At 42.6% G+C, this 19,176-nt stretch carries 18 protein-coding genes; 3 read left to right on the plus strand and 15 right to left on the minus strand.

Annotation, left to right across the window (positions count from 1 at the left end; all coding sequences use genetic code 11):
• Positions 1 to 3 precede the first annotated feature (3 nt).
• The gene (rpe, locus tag FM038_RS23360) at positions 4 to 678 is read right to left on the minus strand and encodes a ribulose-phosphate 3-epimerase (protein WP_142873604.1); all 675 of its coding nucleotides are present in this window, start codon (positions 676 to 678) and stop codon (positions 4 to 6) included.
• 208 nt (positions 679 to 886) lie between these two features.
• On the opposite strand from rpe, the gene FM038_RS23365 reads away from it, so the two are divergent.
• A complete protein-coding gene (locus tag FM038_RS23365; RefSeq protein WP_142873603.1) occupies positions 887 to 1,240 on the plus strand; it encodes a hypothetical protein in 354 nt (117 codons plus the stop codon).
• A gap of 11 nt (positions 1,241 to 1,251) precedes the next feature.
• On the plus strand, positions 1,252 to 1,437 hold the full coding sequence (locus tag FM038_RS23370; protein ID WP_142873602.1) for a DUF2970 domain-containing protein: 186 nt from the start codon (positions 1,252 to 1,254) through the stop codon (positions 1,435 to 1,437).
• A gap of 312 nt (positions 1,438 to 1,749) precedes the next feature.
• Here FM038_RS23370 and FM038_RS23375 read toward each other — a convergent pair whose 3' ends face one another.
• From FM038_RS23375 to FM038_RS23415, 9 genes are all read right to left on the minus strand, one after another.
• Positions 1,750 to 2,589, minus strand: coding sequence for a Dam family site-specific DNA-(adenine-N6)-methyltransferase (locus FM038_RS23375; RefSeq protein ID WP_142873601.1), 840 nt, complete (start codon positions 2,587 to 2,589; stop codon positions 1,750 to 1,752).
• 49 nt (positions 2,590 to 2,638) lie between these two features.
• A complete protein-coding gene (locus FM038_RS23380) occupies positions 2,639 to 4,042 on the minus strand; it encodes an ATP-binding protein (RefSeq protein WP_142873600.1) in 1,404 nt (467 codons plus the stop codon).
• A 17-nt stretch (positions 4,043 to 4,059) separates the two neighbouring features.
• On the minus strand, positions 4,060 to 5,136 hold the full coding sequence (aroB, locus tag FM038_RS23385) for a 3-dehydroquinate synthase (RefSeq protein ID WP_142873599.1): 1,077 nt from the start codon (positions 5,134 to 5,136) through the stop codon (positions 4,060 to 4,062).
• Between the two features lie 8 nt (positions 5,137 to 5,144).
• Positions 5,145 to 5,660, minus strand: coding sequence for a shikimate kinase AroK (aroK, locus tag FM038_RS23390; protein WP_142873598.1), 516 nt, complete (start codon positions 5,658 to 5,660; stop codon positions 5,145 to 5,147).
• A gap of 218 nt (positions 5,661 to 5,878) precedes the next feature.
• Complete coding sequence (locus FM038_RS23395; RefSeq protein ID WP_142873597.1) at positions 5,879 to 7,924, minus strand: type IV pilus secretin PilQ; 2,046 nt, start codon at positions 7,922 to 7,924, stop codon at positions 5,879 to 5,881.
• 21 nt (positions 7,925 to 7,945) lie between these two features.
• Positions 7,946 to 8,461: a pilus assembly protein PilP gene (locus FM038_RS23400; protein WP_142873972.1), complete on the minus strand. Its 516-nt coding sequence runs from the start codon at positions 8,459 to 8,461 to the stop codon at positions 7,946 to 7,948.
• A gap of 2 nt (positions 8,462 to 8,463) precedes the next feature.
• Positions 8,464 to 9,084 (minus strand): type IV pilus inner membrane component PilO, encoded by a 621-nt coding sequence (locus tag FM038_RS23405; RefSeq protein WP_142873596.1) that lies wholly within the window; start codon positions 9,082 to 9,084, stop codon positions 8,464 to 8,466.
• A complete protein-coding gene (locus FM038_RS23410; protein WP_142873595.1) occupies positions 9,081 to 9,653 on the minus strand; it encodes a PilN domain-containing protein in 573 nt (190 codons plus the stop codon). The genes FM038_RS23405 and FM038_RS23410 overlap by 4 nt, the downstream gene beginning before the upstream one ends.
• Complete coding sequence (locus FM038_RS23415) at positions 9,641 to 10,720, minus strand: pilus assembly protein PilM (protein WP_142873594.1); 1,080 nt, start codon at positions 10,718 to 10,720, stop codon at positions 9,641 to 9,643. The genes FM038_RS23410 and FM038_RS23415 overlap by 13 nt, the downstream gene beginning before the upstream one ends.
• 187 nt (positions 10,721 to 10,907) lie before the next feature.
• Here FM038_RS23415 and FM038_RS23420 point away from each other — a divergent pair, with 187 nt between their 5' ends.
• Entirely contained in the window at positions 10,908 to 13,439 is a 2,532-nt protein-coding gene (locus FM038_RS23420; protein WP_142873593.1) for a penicillin-binding protein 1A, read from the plus strand.
• Between the two features lie 156 nt (positions 13,440 to 13,595).
• On the opposite strand, the gene argH is transcribed toward FM038_RS23420, so the two are convergent.
• From argH to argC, 5 genes are all read right to left on the minus strand, one after another.
• Complete coding sequence (gene argH / locus FM038_RS23425) at positions 13,596 to 14,963, minus strand: argininosuccinate lyase (RefSeq protein WP_142873592.1); 1,368 nt, start codon at positions 14,961 to 14,963, stop codon at positions 13,596 to 13,598.
• A 74-nt stretch (positions 14,964 to 15,037) separates the two neighbouring features.
• Entirely contained in the window at positions 15,038 to 16,261 is a 1,224-nt protein-coding gene (locus tag FM038_RS23430) for an argininosuccinate synthase (RefSeq protein WP_142873591.1), read from the minus strand.
• An 82-nt stretch (positions 16,262 to 16,343) separates the two neighbouring features.
• Positions 16,344 to 17,252, minus strand: a complete 909-nt coding sequence (locus tag FM038_RS23435) for an ornithine carbamoyltransferase (RefSeq protein WP_142873590.1) — start codon at positions 17,250 to 17,252, stop codon at positions 16,344 to 16,346.
• 101 nt (positions 17,253 to 17,353) lie between these two features.
• Positions 17,354 to 18,139: an acetylglutamate kinase gene (gene argB / locus FM038_RS23440; RefSeq protein ID WP_142873589.1), complete on the minus strand. Its 786-nt coding sequence runs from the start codon at positions 18,137 to 18,139 to the stop codon at positions 17,354 to 17,356.
• Between the two features lie 22 nt (positions 18,140 to 18,161).
• Positions 18,162 to 19,142 (minus strand): N-acetyl-gamma-glutamyl-phosphate reductase, encoded by a 981-nt coding sequence (argC, locus tag FM038_RS23445; protein WP_142873588.1) that lies wholly within the window; start codon positions 19,140 to 19,142, stop codon positions 18,162 to 18,164.
• Positions 19,143 to 19,176 lie beyond the last annotated feature (34 nt).

The following is a 19,176-nucleotide window of genomic DNA, read 5'->3' on the forward strand; positions in this document are numbered from 1 at the left end:
CAGTTATTCATCAACCTTAGCTAATTCACTGCGCATCTCATCGATAACAGCTTTGTAATCAGGTTTATTGAATATGGCTGAACCTGCCACAAACATATCCGCACCCGCAGCAGCTATTTCAGCAATGTTATCGACTTTTACACCGCCATCGACTTGTAGCCTGATGTCGTAGCCGCTGTCATCAATCAGTTTTTTCACTTGCTTAAGCTTATCTAATGTTGATGGAATGAAAGATTGTCCACCAAAGCCTGGGTTTACAGACATCAACAAAATAACATCTAACTTATCCATGACATGATCGAGACAATGTAGTGGCGTACCTGGATTGAACACTAGACCAGCCTTACAGCCTGACTCTTTAATCAGTTGTAGACTTCTGTCTAAGTGCTCAGTGGCCTCTGGATGAAAAGTAATGATCGATGCACCGGCTTTGGCAAAATCGACAATCATGCGGTCCACAGGCTTAACCATTAGATGCACATCTATCTCGGCAGTCACACCGTAGTCGCGCAAAGCCTTACATACCATAGGACCTATTGTCAGGTTCGGTACATAATGGTTATCCATAACATCGAAGTGAACAACATCTGCGCCGGCATTAAGCACAGCATCGACATCTTCACCTAAACGGGCAAAATCGGCAGATAAAATTGAAGGAGCGATAAGAAACGGGCGCATAGCAAACTCATACAGTGTCTAAGAAGTACGCTATTCTACCTGCTGCTCGCATAAGCCTCTAGAGCCGAGGCAAAATTAAACTCGATCAGCCACAAAAAAGTCATACCTTTATATGATATTATCAATCTTCTAAAAAATATGTTCAAAATGTAAACTACTTTGCTATAATTATGCGACCTGTGAGGGCTGTTTAATCAAGGGAAATTGAATGAAAAAGGGAAAAAAGCTCACGGCGAGTATAAAGTCTGCAGGTATTCTTGCAGCTTCTGCCTGTGTAATAGCTATTACCGCGATGACTATGCAGAACCTTTCTGCCTCTGAGTCTGCGTCGGCCTGTGTCTGTAGCAACTCAACAGCCAGCTATAACCCTTCTTTGCCAGCAAGCCATCCCAATAACCGCTGTGCTCGCCAGACCGAAGATTTAAGTTGGACCAATTGGTTTGCAGGTAAGAGTCGATCTAACCAATTACACTTTGTCGATCTGTTGGAATTACTTTACGGACATAGCGAAATTCCGCTTGATGAGGTGACTCCAGCGAATAGCCAACAAAACGGCTTTTAATCAACACCTCTATGTTAATTAAATTCTGGCAACTATTCTCAAGTACTTTTGCTGCATTTTTAGGGGTGCAAAGCGAGCAGAATAGACAAAGAGACTTTCAAACTAGCTCTCCTTTGCCTTTCATCATAATGGGAATAATCTTAGCGATTGTGTTTGTTATTTCTCTGCTTTTTATTGTTCAACAAGTACTTAGCTAATACCAATCAGTATAAGAAAGTGATCTACTCAGAGTTATTTTTGGCAAACTAATTCAAGGTGAATAGGTGATGGAATGGTTATCCCTTGTGAGGCTATTCAACGAAGAAGTAGGCAGCCAAAAACACTCCTGAAAGGCGAGTTTTAGCGCATCAGATGCTGCGTTAACGAGCTAAAACGTAGAATAACTATGTTCTTCACTCGTTGCCTTACCTCTGAAGCGCTAAACTCTCGCTGAGCGATCACATCTTTATACTGATTGGTATAATACCACTTTGTTTTCTCTGATACTGAACCTGCTTCAACTATTTCTGCTAGTCATTTTCACTGTGGTAGCGATCATCATACAAGGCCATAAGCTCATCAACTTTCTTGCGTCCACTGCCTTTTTGGCTGATGTTTCTCTGCACCTTAATCGTATCCAAACTCGCACCGTGATATAGCTCTCTGGTGAGAGGCGTATCATGATTGCTGATCAGTACCGGAATACCACGCTCAATAGCCGTATGACGCGATTTTCTAGCAAGTAATGCTTGATCATCTAAGCTAAAACCGGCACCTACATAAGTGGTGAAGCTTGCAGTTGTCGATAGAGGGGCATAAGGAGGGTCACAATAAACCACATCACCTTGCTTGGTTAACTCAAAAGCCTGCTCGTAGCCAATACACCTAAACTCTGCATTTTTCGCACTTTCAGAAAAAGCACGTAGCTCTTTTTCAGGAAAATAAGGCTTCTTATAAGAGCCGAACGGCACATTAAAACCGCCTTTACGATTATAACGACACAAGCCATTAAATCCGTGACGATTCATATAGAGGAAGTAAACTGAGCGTATAAAAGGATCGCTAGTGAGGTTAAATTCGGTTCTAACCTTGTAATATGCCTCTTTATCATTCATCTCAGGCACAAACATGGCTTTAGCGGCGGTAATATAGCGTTCAGGATCGGTCTGAACCAACTTATAGAGATTGATCAGATCTTGGTTTATATCACATAGGAGATAGCTGGAATAGTTTGTATTAAGAAATACAGATCCTGCTCCAACAAAGGGCTCCACTAAGCGATCACCTTCGGGAAGATGCTTTGAGAGTGCTTCAATCAGTTTAAATTTTCCGCCAGCCCATTTAAGAAAGGCTCTTTGTTTTTTAATCATTTAAATTGATTGATTGCTATAAAAAAAGAAGTCGTCGATTGTACTCTGTTTATTGACGAATATCATCAATGGTGAAGCCTTCTTGCAGCTCATATTCGGCTAAATCTTTCCATTGGCGGGTCCAAGGTGATTTCAAGTGGTATTTATGAGTCAATAAACTCGCTTTTTGACGAGCCGAGCTTAGTGATGAGAAAGTTCCGAGCAATACAACCCAGCGCTTATTATGGCGCGCAATATGAACGTCTGGCTCATTCTCGATCTCATTCAATATGTTCAGTAACGAGTTGCGTTTCCGAACGCTCGCTAACTGCAAGGTAAACCCCGTTAACGCTGGTGTACTGACTTCGGCCACCTCAATAGACTGAGCCTCTGCCGAATCAAAGGCTTCAAGGCCTTCAAATGTTTTAACCACATCTTCAGATCCTATTACGTCCTCAACATCAGCGCCAATTTGTGATAATGGCTTCTCAACTATTGCTTTGGGATCTTCCTCAATGGCTATATCGGCATTTGAGTCAGCACGCCCTTTAACCTTCTTAGTCACTTCTACCGCTTGGTGGTTCTGGGTCACTGGTTGACGTTGCATGAAATAGCCTAACAGCACGCGCTCACCATATAATGATAATAATGACACCCTAGGCTCTGGCTGAGTCACCGTTTCATCTACAGTGGGATGAGGCACACTCTGCACCGGTTTAAAAAGACTCCAACTCAGCAAAACAATAAATAACGCTAGAACTCCTGTGACTATTGCTCTGGTCCATTTTCGCTCAGTAACAATTTCAACTTGGCCATTGAGTGATAACTCAAGCAAGTTAACCACCTCTTGGGGAGTACCAAGCTGCTTTTCTAACTGTGTTTTTACTATCTCACGTGGAGTAAATGGGTCTTCATCACTTCGACTCAGTAAGGTGTAGTAGAGAGCCTCTTTTTCCTTATTTGATAAAGGATCGATACTAATTGATAAAAGTGATTCTTGCAGATCTTCAGATAACCCCATCTCTAACTCATTAAAAAATGCCTGACTACAAGTTAGAGTTAAGGAAATAGTCTTTCCAGGAATAGTCAGTTGACTCAATATGATACATTCGGCGATCAGCTCCATTGGCAGATAATGCGCATCATCTAAAACAATAAAAGACGATTGAGGCATTGCTTTTGATAGTCTAAGAACCGTTTCCGGTAACGCAACTTCATCATCAAAAACCGGTTCGGAGAACAACTGAACTAAAATTTTTCTGCGAATTTCGCTGCTTGAGCAGTGTTTAGGACATGTGACTAGTGCAGAGCTGTATTCTTCGAGCTCAGTAAGAAGTGAAGTAATTAGAGTTGTTTTACCCGAACCATTTCCTCCAGTAACGGCGATAAGCTGTTGGCTATAAAGGCTGACATGCTGTAGTCGCTGTACTAAAGTTTCTTGGCTAGGTAATAAAATTGAATCGTAATAAGTCACTCACACACCACAAATATCTAGGGGCGACGAATAACCTGTTCGAGTATCTCATCGGTCACATTGCTATAAACTCCAGCTTTCCCAATGCTATCGGGAAGCACGAGCCTAACTTGACCTTTAAGAACCTTCTTATCTCGCCGCATATGCTTAATGAACTGTTCAAAATTCATTGAATCAGGATGAGAAATAGGTAAATCAAATGTTTCGAACAAATTAGTAATTCGACAAACAATTGACTCATCTATCAAGCCCATCAGTCTTGCAGTATTGGCAGCAAGTACTGTGCCAGCAGAAACTGCTTCGCCATGCAACCAAACCCCATAGCCCATTTCAGCTTCGATAGCATGCCCAAAAGTATGTCCCAGGTTAAGCAGTGCTCGCACTCCTCGCTCTGTTTCATCTTGAGCAACTACATCAGCCTTTATCTCACAACAACGGCTGATGGCATACTCTAAGGTTTCTTTATCCAATGACTTTAATTGGGAAACATTATTTTCTAACCACTGAAAGAAATCAGCATCCCAAATAATGCCATATTTAATGACCTCTGCCATGCCTGCTGCAAACTCTCTGGCTGGAAGCGTATCCAGACAGTTAGTATCTATCAACACAAATTTAGGTTGATAGAAAGCACCTATCATATTCTTACCCAATGGGTGATTGACTGCTGTTTTTCCGCCAACAGAAGAATCTACTTGCGATAGCAGTGTCGTTGGGACCTGAATAAAATCAATACCTCTTTGATAACTGGCAGCTGCAAAGCCTGTCATGTCACCAATTACACCGCCACCTAAGGCAACGAGAACAGTGTCCCGACCCAAGTTTTGCTGTAACAATGAGGTGAATATATCATCCAATTGTTCCAGTGTTTTATATTGCTCACCATCAGGTAATACAACGGGTTCAACACAGTCAAAATTAGATAATATTGATTGTAACGACTCTAAATAAAGAGGCGCTATGGTGTCATTCGTAACAATTAGTACTTTTTTGTCTTGGAGGTAGCGAGCAAAATGCTCGCCACAACTCAGCAAATCCTGGCCAATAACAATGGGGTAACTTCTTACTCCGAGTTCAACCTGAATTTGTTTCATTTTTCCGCCTAAAAACCTAACTGTTCAATAATCTGATTCGCAACAACTTTTGCACTTTGCTCATCAGTTTTTACTATGACGTCGGCAATCTCTTCGTACAAAGGATTACGACTAGCAGCAAGATTTTCCAGGACTTCTCTTGGGTCATCTACCTGCAATAGTGGACGACGCTTATCTCGCTGCGTACGAGCTACTTGCTTATCTATTGTGGTTTCTAAATAGACAACAATACCTCGGGCAGAGAGGTTATTGCGTATCTCTTTACTTTGAATTGAACCGCCACCCGTCGCTAAAACAATACCTTGTTTCTCGGTTAAGTCTGCGACAACTTGAGTTTCACGAACTCGAAAGCCTTCTTCGCCTTCTACATCAAAAACCCACGCGATATCAGCACCAGTGCGCTTTTCAATTTCATGATCTGAATCGTGGAAATCTAAGTGCAGCATCTGTGCTAGATGACGGCCTATTGTGCTTTTACCAGCCCCCATAGGGCCTACTAGAAAAATATTACGTTTCTCAGCCATTGCTTTACATCTAAATCTTATATGAAGTTTGTCGATGTCGACTCGAAAAATAAAATCGACCTAAATTGTTACCTTGCTCTAATGAGACTTGACCGCTGATTATCTCAGTTAAACCCCACCTAAGGCAAGCTATGTGACACACATATTGTAAAATTAGTCTTTAGGCAAGAAAAAACCAGCATAGTAATTACTGGTTTTCTCCCCGTTACAGCTGCGTCTTAGAGCTCTTCAGAAATAATTTTGGGTGTAACAAAAATTAAGAGCTCTTGTCTTTCATTCTTGTCTGAAGTGCTCCTGAAAAGAAAACCTACGAAGGGGATATCGCCCAATATAGGTACTTTACTCACACGGCTGATCAAATTTTGTTGATAAATCCCACCTAAGACTATGGTTTCTCCATGGTCCACGAGCACCTGAGTACCGATTCGCTGCGTATCGATAGAAACGGCTTCACCCAGAGGCGTAGCAACCACCTTACCTTGAGAATCTTGAGTGATCTCTAAATCCAATATCACCCGATTATCCGGAGTGATTTGCGGTGTCACCCGCAGTGACAAAACTGCCTTCTTAAAGCTAACCGTAGACGCACCGCTCGAGCTCGACTCCACATATGGGATCTGAACACCTTGCTCTATGTATGCCGCCTTCTGGTTCGAGGTCATAATTCGCGGACTGGCGATGATCTCACCTTTATTCTCTTGCTCTAAAGCACTTAGCTCCATATCGAGTATTGTACCATCAGCAAGCTTAGCCACATGAAATGCAATACTGGCAGCTCCAGCAGGTGCAGGTAAGGCTACATTTAACCTATCAGCTAAGGCGGGGATAAGTCCGTTAGCTATATCCTCCGCCCCCTTTAAGCTACCTGAAGTCCCTTTATCACCTTGCTGATCAGTTATCCCCCATTGGATACCAAAGTCTTCGGAAACATCATCTTTCACAGTCACCATTCGAGCCTCGATAAGGACCTGACGAATGGGAATATCCAGCACCTCGATTAGCCGGTGTACATTCTCTAACGTCTCTTCGGTATCTCTGACTAACAGAGTATTGGTACGCTCATCGACGGCTGCACTTCCCCGAGAAGTCAGCAGGCTCGAATCTTCACTCTTCAACAATTCAGCGATATCAGAGGCTTTAGCATAATTTATCTGTAGGTATTCAGAATATAATGGCGCTAACTCTTTTACTTCCAGCTGATTCTTTAGCTGCTGGCTCTCCCGAATGGCTAACTCTTCGCTAGGGGCGATCATCAATATATTACCTTCGATGCGCTTATCTAGGCCTTTAGTCTGTAGAATCAGATCCAGCGCTTGATCCCAAGGTACATCATCTAAGCGTAAGGTTATATCCCCTTCAACGGTATCGCTAGTGACTAGATTAAAGTTGTTATAATCGGCAATAATTTGCAAAACAGTTCTCACTGAGATGCTCTGAAAATTCAAAGAAAGAGAGCGACCGTCATATTTTTTTTCTTCTTTTGCAACTTTTAACTTCTCGGATTTTTTTATACTAAGCCGAAATAGACTTCCTTCCTGCTTATAATTAAATTCATATTGGCCAGATATATCGATCACGACTCGAGTGGTCATCTCTTCTTTAAAGGTTTCAAAACTGCGAACCGGTGTAGCGAAGTCCTGAACGTCCATAACATATAAAAAATCTGAAGAGATATCAGTATTGTACAGTTGCAACTCTAATTTAGAGCCCACCTGCTGTACATTGGCAGCAACCGTTCTGTTGTTCAGCTGAACCAGTAATTCTCCACCACCTTCCGATGTCCGACGAAAATCAATATTTTTAATGCCATTAATAAATGGATTTGCAGCAGTCTCGCCTCGCTCTGCCACTTCGTCATTAATAGTCAGGTTATAAGTATTACCAACCAGCTTTCCTTTATAGGCTTTGACTTTATTTAATGCGACCATAACTCGCATCATGCCATCGACCTGAGTCACATTTATATTTTCGACGCCAACAGTATTCACAGGAAGACTGTCTTTTTCTAATCCTGAAACACTCTCGCTAAAACCTAGAATGATTTGAGCCGGTGAAGCATTAAGATCAATTTCCGGAGACGTAACTTCATTTTCAAAAATTAATTGTAATTCTAGCTGATGATCCACAACTGAGTGGTACTTAATATCCACCAAACGATTTTCAGCCGAAGCATAGGAAGCGCTTATAATTAAGGCAAAAGCACCAAAAGTTCTGGCAAAATTAGACACATTTAAAAAGTTTTTTATCGCGGCAGAAGATTCCATTATTCCCTCATCCTTCGCTTGTTATCCGCCAGAAAGTTCCATGTTGCTCAACCTTTCAGTCCAGCAACCAGAACCATCTGGTATTAATTCAATAATTTCGACCATTTGCTGAGTAACTTTAGCTATACGGCCATTATAAAGCCCTAAATACTCACCAATACCTAATCGATAAACGCTACCATCATTAGTTTCAACTAAGGCCCATATCGACTCGGACTCACTTAGAGTTCCGCGCATTTTTAGATTATCCAGTGCATACGTCTCTAAGCGCCCTTTACGTCTTTTAAGGTCGGGCTGGGTACAATTTTTCGTCGTATCAATAACCTCTTCAGTTAATTCTCTCGAAGGAGGAACGAATGGGCTACGCATCAAATCAGCTTGATAGACAAAGTGTTCAAACTTTGGCGTTTCCTTTAAAGGCGGAATATGTGCAACATGTTGCGCCTTCGTCGTGGTAACAAATAACTCTAAATCGCTGCGGTCGCCAACACAAGCTGTTAAAAAAAGACAAGAGAAACAAGTAAAAATAAATCTCATCGTCATTTTCCTCCTACTTTTGCCGTTTCCGGAGGCAATTGAGCCCCCTCTTTAAAGCGATATGTTTTGGCTAATATCTCCATGCCTAAGGCGCCACTTTCGGTTTTCTTAATGACGAAATCATGCAAACTCACAATGCGTGGCAATTTAGCGACTTCACTCACCAATTGCCCTAACTCGTGATACTCACCACTAACCGACATGCCGATAGGAAATTCAATATAAAAATCTCGTTGGATCTCCTCACGCCAATCCAAACTATCAATCTTCAAACCTGAATCAGTGGCGACAAAAGTGAGATCATCGACTAAGCCAGGCATCTCATTTTGAGAGGGTAGCATCTTAAGTAATTCAGCAAATTGCACTTCCATTACGGCAAGTTGTTCACGATATAGCTTTAAATTTGCAGCCAACTGATACTTTGATTTAAAGTCAGTTTTGAGTGTAACTTCAGCCCTTTGCTCTCTATTGAGTACATCTATTGCGTCAGAAACAAATAGAAAGTAACTTGCCACAAAAATACAGACTGCTAATAAAGCCGCAAATACTATTTTAACCAGTGGTGGCCATCCGCCCACATTTTCAAAATCTATATCATTAAACTGCTCCAAATCGAGGTTCATTTACTCGCTCCTTGGACCGTTTCAATTTCAACTTCTTTTATTGTCACTTTTAAGCTAAATCGCTGTAACTGTCTGAGTTCTTCACTTTGCGAGACAATAGACTGCATATTGGGATCTTGTAGCCACAATGATGTCTTCACTTTCCTCATCATATTGGCGACATTATTATTGGACTCACTACGCCCCTCGATCCACAATAAGCTACCTTTCTTTTCGATACTTGAAAGGTATATCCCTGGTGGAACAACTCTCACAAGCTCATCCAATACATGAGTGGGCAAGTTCCTAGACTGCTGAAGATTCAGTATAATTTCAGTGCGTCGTTCAATATCACTTTTTCTGGTCTTTATCTCTTTTATCTCAGAAATCTGTTTTTCAAGCAGACTAATTTCCGATTGCAGATATGCATTTCTAGACTTTTGGTTGTCCGTCATCATCTCGACGAACCCCAACGAAAGATAAACCACCAAGGATGACACTAAAAAAACTAACGCTAGTAAACCTATGTAATCTTTCTTTTGTTTCTCTCTGGCTTCTTCGCGCCAAGGTAATAAATTTATGTTCGCCATTGAGAATAACTCCTCAGCGCTAAGCCACAAGCCACCATATATTTACTGATATTAGGATGTAACAGCTCTTTCACGTCATCATCGGCATGTAAACACCCCTGAAATGGATCGGCTATTATGGTATGAACACCTAATTCATTTGTCAGCAAATTAGCCATACCTTCCAATTTCGATGTTCCACCACATAAAATTATATGATCGACTTTATCTTTGCCGCTAGAAGTACAGTAAATTTGCAGCGTTCTCTTAATTTGCTGTAGAAGCTGAGTTTGAAAAGGAGATAGCACCTCAAACATATAATTACGTGGGAGGTCACCTTCCAACTTAGCCTTTTCAGCTTGTTCATGAGACATGCCATAAAATGATAGTATAGATTGAGTAAACAGTTCTCCACCAAAGGCCTGCTCTCGAATAAAGCTAGTTTCACCATTTTCAACGACGGCAAACGTGGTGATATTGGCTCCGATATCGACTAAAGCCACAACCTTATTTTCAGCTTCTCCCGGCAATTGCGCCGCGACAATTTCAAAAGATCGACCTAAGGCATACCCTTCAATATCAACAACTTTAGTCTCTAAGTTAATGCCATCTAGCGCATCGACTCGTGCATCAATATTTTCTGTACGACATGCACTAAGCAATACATCAACCTTTGTCGGGTCGGTGCTATTGGTACTTAAGGTTTCAAAATCAATACTGACTTCATCTAAAGAATAGGGGATCAAGTTGTCAGCTTCAATTTCAATCTGAGCTTCCATCTCTTCTTCACTAAGCAACGCATCCATGTAGATAACTTTAGTCATGACTGCGGAACCAGAAACGGCAACAGAAGCAAACTTAGTCCCTTTAGGAAGACTACGCTTCACCAGCCTTAATGATTCAATAATTGCATCATTATCTCTGATTTCATGATCATTAACGGCACCCTTTTTTACGGGTACTGCAGCATGACTTACAATTTTATAACCGTCAGTCGTCTTACTCAGCAGTATTGCCTTTATCTCGTGAGAACCTACATCGATCCCAACCATCTGCGGAGCCTGACGCTTCCATAATTTCGAAAGCATAGTCCAAAGTCACTTTTTTGTTATAGTTTCAGGAATTAGATTAGCACAAAATCAACTCGTTATAGATATTTGTACAGAATGTTTCATAGTTTTACAATTGCCATTTTTTTGACAACTATTTTTAACTTCACCAATAGGCTATCGCCTTATATACTATTGTCCCTGTTATAAATATTGGAATCATCTGGTGAAGTGGTTTAAACGTATTGTCATTGCCCTTTTTAGCTTAGCTCTTTTAGCGATAGGTGCTATTGCTGGAGCATATTTTTATGTGTTGCCAGATCTTCCTGACGTCAACACATTAAAAACCGTCAAGTTACAAACCCCGTTACGTATATACAGTGATGATGGCAAACTCATTTCTCAATTTGGTGAAAAAAGACGTATTCCTGTTTCTTTTCAAGATGTTCCACCTACACTGATCGATGCAGTTCTAGATACCGAAGACGCTCGTTTCTTTGAACATCATGGCATTGACCCCATTGGCATAACCCGAGCAGCGATCATTTTGCTAACCACAGGGAAGAAGAGCCAAGGTGCCAGTACAATCACCCAGCAGGTGGCCCGTGGATTTTTCCTTTCTCGAGAAAAAACTTACATTCGTAAAATTAAAGAAATATTTCTAGCCATAAAAATCGAGAAAGCCTTATCAAAAGAACAAATCTTAGAACTTTATTTAAACCGTTCTTTTTTGGGCAACCGTGCTTATGGGATAGGAGCGGCTGCACAGGTTTATTATGGTAAAACGTTAGATGAGCTGACTCTGCCAGAGATGGCTATGATTGCCGGACTGCCTCAAGCACCATCGGCAGCAAACCCTATACGCAATCCAAGCAGAGCGACCAATAGACGAAACTGGGTTCTTAGCCGCATGCTGGAGAAGAAAAATATCACTCAAACTCAGTATGAGGAAGCACTTCAGGCACCGGTTTCAGCCAGATATCATGGAGCAGAAATAACCTTATATGCGCCTTATATTTCAGAGATGGCAAGGGACTACCTGGTCGACAAGCTAGGAGAGGAAGAAGCATATACTGGCGGATATAATATCTACACCAGCATTGACTCTAAGCTCCAAAAAGATGCCCAGCAAGCCCTAAGAAACAACGTTTACTCCTACGATGAACGCCATGGATATCGTGGAGCGACTGATGTGTTATGGACTGACACGCCACTTGAAACATCATCATTAATGACTAGACTTAAGCAAACTAAAGCCTTTCAAGGATTAGTGCCAGCAGCAGTCATAAGTATCGATGACCAGAACGCTACGCTTTTCACATCTGCTGGGGAAACCTTACAAGTAGAATGGCAAGGCTTAAAGTGGGCACGAAAATTCATCACCAATAAGCGACAAGGCAAGGCGCCAAAGACGGCTGCAGAAATTCTGACTGTAGGAGAGCAAGTTTGGCTACGTAATAACGGGGATTTCTGGCAACTGTCTCAGATACCTATCGTTTCTAGCGCCATAGTCTCGCTCGACCCACAAAATGGAGCAATACAAGCATTAGTCGGTGGATTTAGCTTCCATACCAGCCAATATAATCGTGTGACTCAAGCTAAACGTCAGTTAGGTTCGAATATTAAACCCTTTATTTATACTGCAGCTATTGAGAAAGGTTATACCCTATCGACCTTAATCAATAACGCACCCATTAACAATGCCGACACCAGACAGGGTACTGCATGGCGCCCTAAAAACTCACCAGATCGCTATACAGGGCCAACTCGATTACGTATGGGACTGGCACAATCTATTAACGTAATGTCAGTAAGAACAATGCGCTATACCGGTCTAAATATGGCAATCGATACCTTAGTTAAGTTTGGTTTCGAACGCGATGATATTCCAAGAAATGAATCTATCGCTTTGGGCTCTAACTCAGTCACACCATTACAAGTCGTGACTGCATTTTCAACCTTTGCTAACGGCGGATACAAGGTAGAGCCTTACTTTGTCGAGAGAATTGAAGACTCATATGGCACTGTCATAGAAACATCAAATCCAACGTTGGCTTGCACGCCGACTCTCCCGACTCCGACTGAAAAAAATGACGATCCTTTTGCCGCTATGGCGGAAGAGTTTAGACAAGCTGAGCAGATCAGTGATGTGCCGGCTTGTGGAGGCCCCGAAGCCCGTTACGCCAAACAGGTAATCTCTGAACAAACCGCATTCTTAGTCACTGAAGCGCTAAAGAGTGTTATTTGGGGAGGCGGTAACTGGAGTAAAGGTACTGGTTGGAATGGTACTGCTTGGCGCGCCGCCCGTGTAGTCAAACGCCGTGATATTGCAGGTAAAACAGGTACGACAAATGAATCCCGTGATACTTGGTTCAGTGGTTTCAACCCTAAACTAGCCACCACAGTTTGGGTCGGATTTGATGACCATAGCAAAGAATTAGGCAGAACGAGTTGGAATGCGAATGGTGCTAAAGATCAAATCTCAGCGGCAGAAGCAGGTGCTAAGACAGCAGGTCCTGGTTGGAACGAGTTTATGAAAAACGCTCTCGCTGGAACAGCTCAAATCCCTAGCACTCCTCCAGAAGGTATTGTTTCAGTAAGAATCGATCTGGCGACTGGAAAGTTAAGCCGTAAAACAGATTACACCAGTTCATTTGAGTATTTTGTCTCAGGCACTGAGCCTAAAGAGTTTGCCACAGAGGCGATAGAGTCCAACGATATATTCATCGATGATTCTGCTGAAGAGCTATTTCAATAACTCACATACGTCGTTTTTACAGCATATACGACTAAATAAAAAAGGCCCTTAAGTGATTTACTTAAGGGCCTTTTTTTAATGTATAAATGTTTAAAATTAGTGACTTATTTTTGACATTACAAAAAAATATTTTCTAATCACTGTCTGTTTGAACATTTATTGCGCTAGCTTACTCGCGAGTGCCGCACGAACCTGTATCAGTGAGGTACCACCTAATGCTTCCCGCTTGGCAAGACAAGACTCGATGGTCAAGCATGCATAAACATCATCAGTAATGATTGCGGAGAAAGCTTGCAGCTCCTCTAACGCGAAATCTTCCAAAGGTTTCTTTTCAGCTAGCGCTTTAACGACCACTTCTCCCACAACATGGTGCGCCTCTCTAAATGGCATTCCTTTAGCCACTAAGTAGTCAGCCAGCTCGGTAGAATTAGCATAGCCTTGCTGCGCAGCCCTTAAGGTATTTTCACGATTAACTTTAAGACCACTAAGAACCAGCGCCGCCATCTCTAAGCAGATAGCCCAGCTATCCATGACGTCAAACAAGCCCTCTTTATCTTCCTGCATATCTTTGTTATATGCCAGTGGTAGCGCCTTCATGGTGGTTAAAATGCCAATTAGGCTCCCGTATACTCGACCAGTCTTACCACGGATCAGCTCCAAAGCATCGGGGTTCTTCTTCTGAGGCATTAATGATGAGCCTGAGGTGACTTCATCATCGAGGTCAATAAAGCCAGCCTCGCCACTGTTAAAGAAAATAAGATCTTCCGCCATACGGCTTAAATGCATCATACTAATTGAGGCATCACTACAGATCTCAACAACGTGGTCTCTATCAGACACCGTATCTAGGCTATTCAGAGTCGGCGAAGAGAAACCTAATGACTCAGCTAATTTATACCGGTCCATCGGATAGGCTGTGCCAGCGAGTGCACCAGTGCCAAGTGGACATGTATCCGCACGTTTCAGAGCATCCTCTAAACGGCTAATATCACGTTCAAACATCTCTACGTAAGCCAAGCACCAGTGGCCAAAAGCAATAGGTTGAGCACGCTGTAAATGGGTATAACCAGGCATCACGGCATCAAGCTCTCTTTCAGCCAATGCAAGCAGCGCTTTTTTCAAATTGTGTAGTAATACCAGCTGCTGCTGACCTTCTTTCTTGCACCAGAGTTTAAGATCTGTGGCAACCTGATCGTTACGAGAGCGACCGGTATGTAATTTCTTACCCAGATCACCCACTTTTTCAATAAGAGACTGCTCAACAAAACTGTGAATATCTTCAGCACCCGACGCCAGTATCAACTCAGGCTTATCTTCTACTTCACTTAGCAGCTCCTTTAAGGCTTGCTGCAGGTTATTGCACTCATCTTGAGTCAAGACACCGACCTGAGTAATCGCAGCAGCCCAGGCAATCGAACCCAGAATATCTTGCTCAATTAAGCGGTAATCGACGGGTAAAGAGTCATTAAATAATTTAAACAGTGCGCTGCTTTCTTGGCTAAATCTGCCACCCCATAATGCCATGCTGACTTCCTCTCTATTCTGTAAAAAAAGGGGCGCTTAGCGCCCCGTTTAATTCTATAAGTTAAATGATTAGGCTATTTAGTGCTTAGCGCTCTAATACGACTAGAAAGTGAATAAAGACGGATAAAGCCCTCGGCATCTTTCTGGTTATAGACATCATCGTCACCAAATGTTGCAAACTCCTCAGAGTAGAGGCTATTAGGAGAGCGCTTCTTAACGGCTTGCGCTTGTCCCTTATAAAGTTTTATAACCACTTCACCGTTGACTAATTTTGCGAGTGGCTCAGAGGCTGCAAGCAAGGACTCACATAGTGGTGTGAACCAACGGCCATCATAAACAAGATGAGCCATCTGAGCGCCAACTTGCTCACGCCATTCACGGCTGGTTTTATCAAGTACTAGCTCTTCGATTGCACGCAGTGCCGCAAACATCACTGTTCCACCCGGTGTCTCATAACAACCACGAGACTTCATGCCGACCAGTCTGTTTTCTGTAATGTCGATTCTGCCAACGCCATGAGCACCAGCAATTTCATTGAGCACCATAAGCGCTGCATAAGGAGAGAGTGACTCGCCATTCACCTTAGTGATCTTGCCTTGCTCTAACTCTAGCGTTAGATATTCTGGTGCATCAGGCGCATCTTCAGGCGCCACAGTCATAGTCCATACGCCTTTTGATGGCTCATTCCAAGGATCTTCTAACTCACCGCCTTCATGAGAGATATGCCATGCATTGGCATCTCGGCTGTAGATTTTTGTCAATGAAGACGTGGTTTCGATATTACGCTCGGCCAAATAATCGAGCAGATCTTCACGACTGACCATTTCCCACTCACGCCATGGAGCAATCACTTTTAAATCTGGTGCTAACGCGGCAAAACATCCTTCGAAACGAACCTGATCATTACCTTTACCGGTACAACCATGACACACGGCATCGGCACCGACTTTACGCGCGACTTCAATCTGAGCTTTAGCAATAATAGGTCTTGCCATCGAAGTACCGAGTAAATAAGTCCCTTCATAAATCGCACCGGTAGCAATAGTCGGATAGATATAATCGGCAACAAGCTCTTCTTTAAGATCGACGATATAACACTCAGAGGCACCTGATGCGATCGCCTTATCGTGAAGACCTTCGAGCTCAGCATCGCCTTGGCCTACGTCCGCACAAAAAGCAATAATCTCACAATTATCATAGGTCTCTTTTAACCAAGGAATAATTGCTGAGGTATCCAGCCCGCCTGAATAAGCGAGAACCACTTTTTTTATATCTGTTTTTTTTGCTGTAATTGACATCTTAACTTCCTAATTCTGGATATTGTTTCGTCGACACATCAACGAAATAAAAATTTTGGGCTGACTTTTATACCGTTTGGTATTACTGGCCTAGCAAGGTTACTAGCACTGCATTTTGTGCGTGCATACGGTTTTCTGCTTGCTGTAAAATTAGCGAGCCTTCGCCATCAACGACTTCAGCTGTGGCTTCCACTTCACGATATGCCGGTAAACAGTGCATAAAGTAATTAGCTCCTGCTTTCTCCATAAGAGCTGTATTGATCTGATATGGAGCGAATTTAGCTTTGATATCCACCATATCGGTACCGTCACCCATAGAGATCCAAGTATCGGTATAAATGGCATCTTGCTCACCGATAGCATTGATATCTGAAGTTAAAATCAGTTCACCACCATGTTTTGCAGCGATCTCTTGTGCCTCAACAACAACCTGACCATCAGGGAAGTGTCCTTGAGGACACACTACCGTCATCTTAGCGCCAAGTAATGCGGCACCGTACATCAAAGAGTGTGTCACATTGTTGCCGTCGCCGATGTAGGCCAACTTGACCTTGCTGACATCATCAAACTTTTCCGACAGAGTCAGAAAATCTGCTAATCCCTGACATGGGTGATAAAGATCTGACAGTGCATTAATGACAGGAACAGAGCCATGCTCGGCAAGACCTTCAATGGTTGAATGCAAAAATGTTCTGGCAACGATCGCATCGGCCCAACATGAAATGTTAGCAGCAAAGTCAGAAACTGGCTCACGTTTGCCTAGGGCACCGTTTTGCTGATCGAGATAAAGACAATGTCCACCTAGCTTGTTAATGCCGATATCGAAACTGACTCGAGTTCTCAAAGATGGCTTTTCAAACAGCATAACGACACTTTTACCATCTAGCGCATGGCGGTACTCTGCTGGATTAGCTTTAATTTTCTTCGCAAGAGACAGTAGCTCTTTGAGTTGCTCTTGAGTCAGGTCTTTAATTGATAACAAGTGGTCCATTTTTATCTCCTCTGGCCAACGTCGAACTCCGGCCTTTCAATGCTATTTAACAGCCGTTATGCTGCCTTCTCAAATCTGATTGTGACTATTTATATTTGAAACTAGTTCGGCTTTATCTGGGTACCGATAGCTTCCCCATTGGACAAGGCAATTAACTGCTCAGCACTTCTCCATGAAGCTACTTGTACCGGTTGACCCATCAGCTCAGCCACTTCTAATGCCGCTTCAACTTTTACTTTCATGCCTTTCTCAATAACACCGATATGAGTCAACTCTTCTATCTGTGCTCTATTGAGGCTTTTAATTAACTGACCTTTGCCATCGAGTACCCCGGAAACATCCGATAACAGTACCAGTTGACCATCGACCAACTTCGCCAAAACAGTCGCCGCTTGATCCGCATTAACATTGAGCTGTTGACCACACTCATCAATAGCAATCGAGCTAACGATAGGTAACCAACCTTGAGATAAAATAAACTCAAGATAACTTGGATTTTTAGGCATCACCTCACCAACAAAGCCTAAGCGGTGATCCTTTATTTTTGCTGTGATGATATCCCCATCAGCTAAACTCATACCGATAGCGGTGACACCAGATTTTATCGCTGCGGCTTGTAGCAGCTTATTTGAAGTCCCCGCCAAGGCACCAACAATCACAGGAACCTGTTCAGCGGGTGTCACCCTTAATCCGTCTAATTTTTCGGTTTTCATGCCATTGGCAGTAAGCTGCTCATCGACTAAACAACCACCGCCATGAACGAGTATCAATTTTTGTCCTTTGGCAATCATCTTTGCGGCAGTATCCATCAATCTTGCCATGCCCATTTCACACTGAAGCAGAGCGCCGCCAACTTTTATCACTAAGGTTTTATTACTGTTTGTCATTGTTATCTACTCATCTATCAATTTAGTATTTAAAATGAATCTTTATGCACTGATGAGCTTGACTGGCTGCACCCTTCATCAAGTTATCAATGGCACTCGCTACCACCAAGTAACCTGTCTTAGGATCAAACTTCCATCCAAGGTGGCAGTTGGGGGTATTGACGACGTCGTCAACTTTAGGGAATTGGTTATGTTTAACCGTGATTAGCGGGGCGTCATCATAAAATGAATAGGCCTGTTTAATATCTTCTTCTGTCGTTCCCGCAGTAAGTTGCACCGTAATCGTCGCTAGAATGCCACGTTTGAAATTACCTAGATGTGGGGTGAATATCACCTCTTGCCCTAATTGAGTCGCTATCTCAGGTTGATGCCTATGACCTAAGACGCCATAGGGCGTTAAACTGACTTCACAGAAGCTAGTATGGAGGTGAGCTTTCCTACCAGCGCCAGTCACACCACTCACAGCGTTAATCACAGGAAGTGTACTGGTTAACATAGGGCTTAGGGGTTTGAGCGCAGTCAGAGATGCTGTTGGATAACAACCAGGGACGGCAATCATTTTACTATCTGCAATTTCAGCACTATTCCACTCGGCTAAACCATAAACAGCTTTCGATAATACTTCAGGATAATCATGTTCAAAACCATACCATTGCGGGTATTGTGCTTTGTCTGTGAACCTATAAGCACCACTGAGATCAAACACTGCTAGCCCTTGTTGATAAAACCAGGCAGCCAGATGCAAGCTCACTGCATGGTCAGTTGCTAGCACAACGGCATCGGCTTCGTCGACAATCAACTCCTTCGCCTCTTGAGATAATGGCGATAGAGATAACGAGATATGGCTGTATATAGGATAAAGCGAAGATAACGCCTTACCTTTATCTAAACTATTTTCTGACACATACAAACCTTGAATATTCAGGTTTACATCTGCATCGATGAGAGAGGTGATCTGTGCGCCTGTGTATCCACTTGCGCCAATAATAGCAATGCTTTTCATAATCTAAGACTTCTTAATGTTTGAACGATATAAA

The organism is Shewanella eurypsychrophilus (genome assembly GCF_007004545.3).
Lineage (GTDB): Bacteria > Pseudomonadota > Gammaproteobacteria > Enterobacterales > Shewanellaceae > Shewanella > Shewanella eurypsychrophilus.

Excerpts from the sequence above, each read along its gene's own strand:
- rpe (WP_142873604.1), bottom strand. The coding sequence starts at position 678 with ATGCGCCCGTTTCTTATCGCTCCTTCAATTTTATCTGCCGATTTTGCC.
- FM038_RS23365 (WP_142873603.1), top strand. The coding sequence starts at position 887 with ATGAAAAAGGGAAAAAAGCTCACGGCGAGTATAAAGTCTGCAGGTATT.
- FM038_RS23370 (WP_142873602.1), top strand. The coding sequence starts at position 1,252 with ATGTTAATTAAATTCTGGCAACTATTCTCAAGTACTTTTGCTGCATTT.
- FM038_RS23375 (WP_142873601.1), bottom strand. The coding sequence starts at position 2,589 with ATGATTAAAAAACAAAGAGCCTTTCTTAAATGGGCTGGCGGAAAATTT.
- aroB (WP_142873599.1), bottom strand. The coding sequence starts at position 5,136 with ATGAAACAAATTCAGGTTGAACTCGGAGTAAGAAGTTACCCCATTGTT.
- aroK (WP_142873598.1), bottom strand. The coding sequence starts at position 5,660 with ATGGCTGAGAAACGTAATATTTTTCTAGTAGGCCCTATGGGGGCTGGT.
- FM038_RS23395 (WP_142873597.1), bottom strand. The coding sequence starts at position 7,924 with ATGGAATCTTCTGCCGCGATAAAAAACTTTTTAAATGTGTCTAATTTT.
- FM038_RS23400 (WP_142873972.1), bottom strand. The coding sequence starts at position 8,461 with ATGAGATTTATTTTTACTTGTTTCTCTTGTCTTTTTTTAACAGCTTGT.
- FM038_RS23405 (WP_142873596.1), bottom strand. The coding sequence starts at position 9,084 with ATGAACCTCGATTTGGAGCAGTTTAATGATATAGATTTTGAAAATGTG.
- FM038_RS23410 (WP_142873595.1), bottom strand. The coding sequence starts at position 9,653 with ATGGCGAACATAAATTTATTACCTTGGCGCGAAGAAGCCAGAGAGAAA.
- FM038_RS23415 (WP_142873594.1), bottom strand. The coding sequence starts at position 10,720 with ATGCTTTCGAAATTATGGAAGCGTCAGGCTCCGCAGATGGTTGGGATC.
- argH (WP_142873592.1), bottom strand. The coding sequence starts at position 14,963 with ATGGCATTATGGGGTGGCAGATTTAGCCAAGAAAGCAGCGCACTGTTT.
- FM038_RS23430 (WP_142873591.1), bottom strand. The coding sequence starts at position 16,261 with ATGTCAATTACAGCAAAAAAAACAGATATAAAAAAAGTGGTTCTCGCT.
- FM038_RS23435 (WP_142873590.1), bottom strand. The coding sequence starts at position 17,252 with ATGGACCACTTGTTATCAATTAAAGACCTGACTCAAGAGCAACTCAAA.
- argB (WP_142873589.1), bottom strand. The coding sequence starts at position 18,139 with ATGACAAACAGTAATAAAACCTTAGTGATAAAAGTTGGCGGCGCTCTG.
- argC (WP_142873588.1), bottom strand. The coding sequence starts at position 19,142 with ATGAAAAGCATTGCTATTATTGGCGCAAGTGGATACACAGGCGCACAG.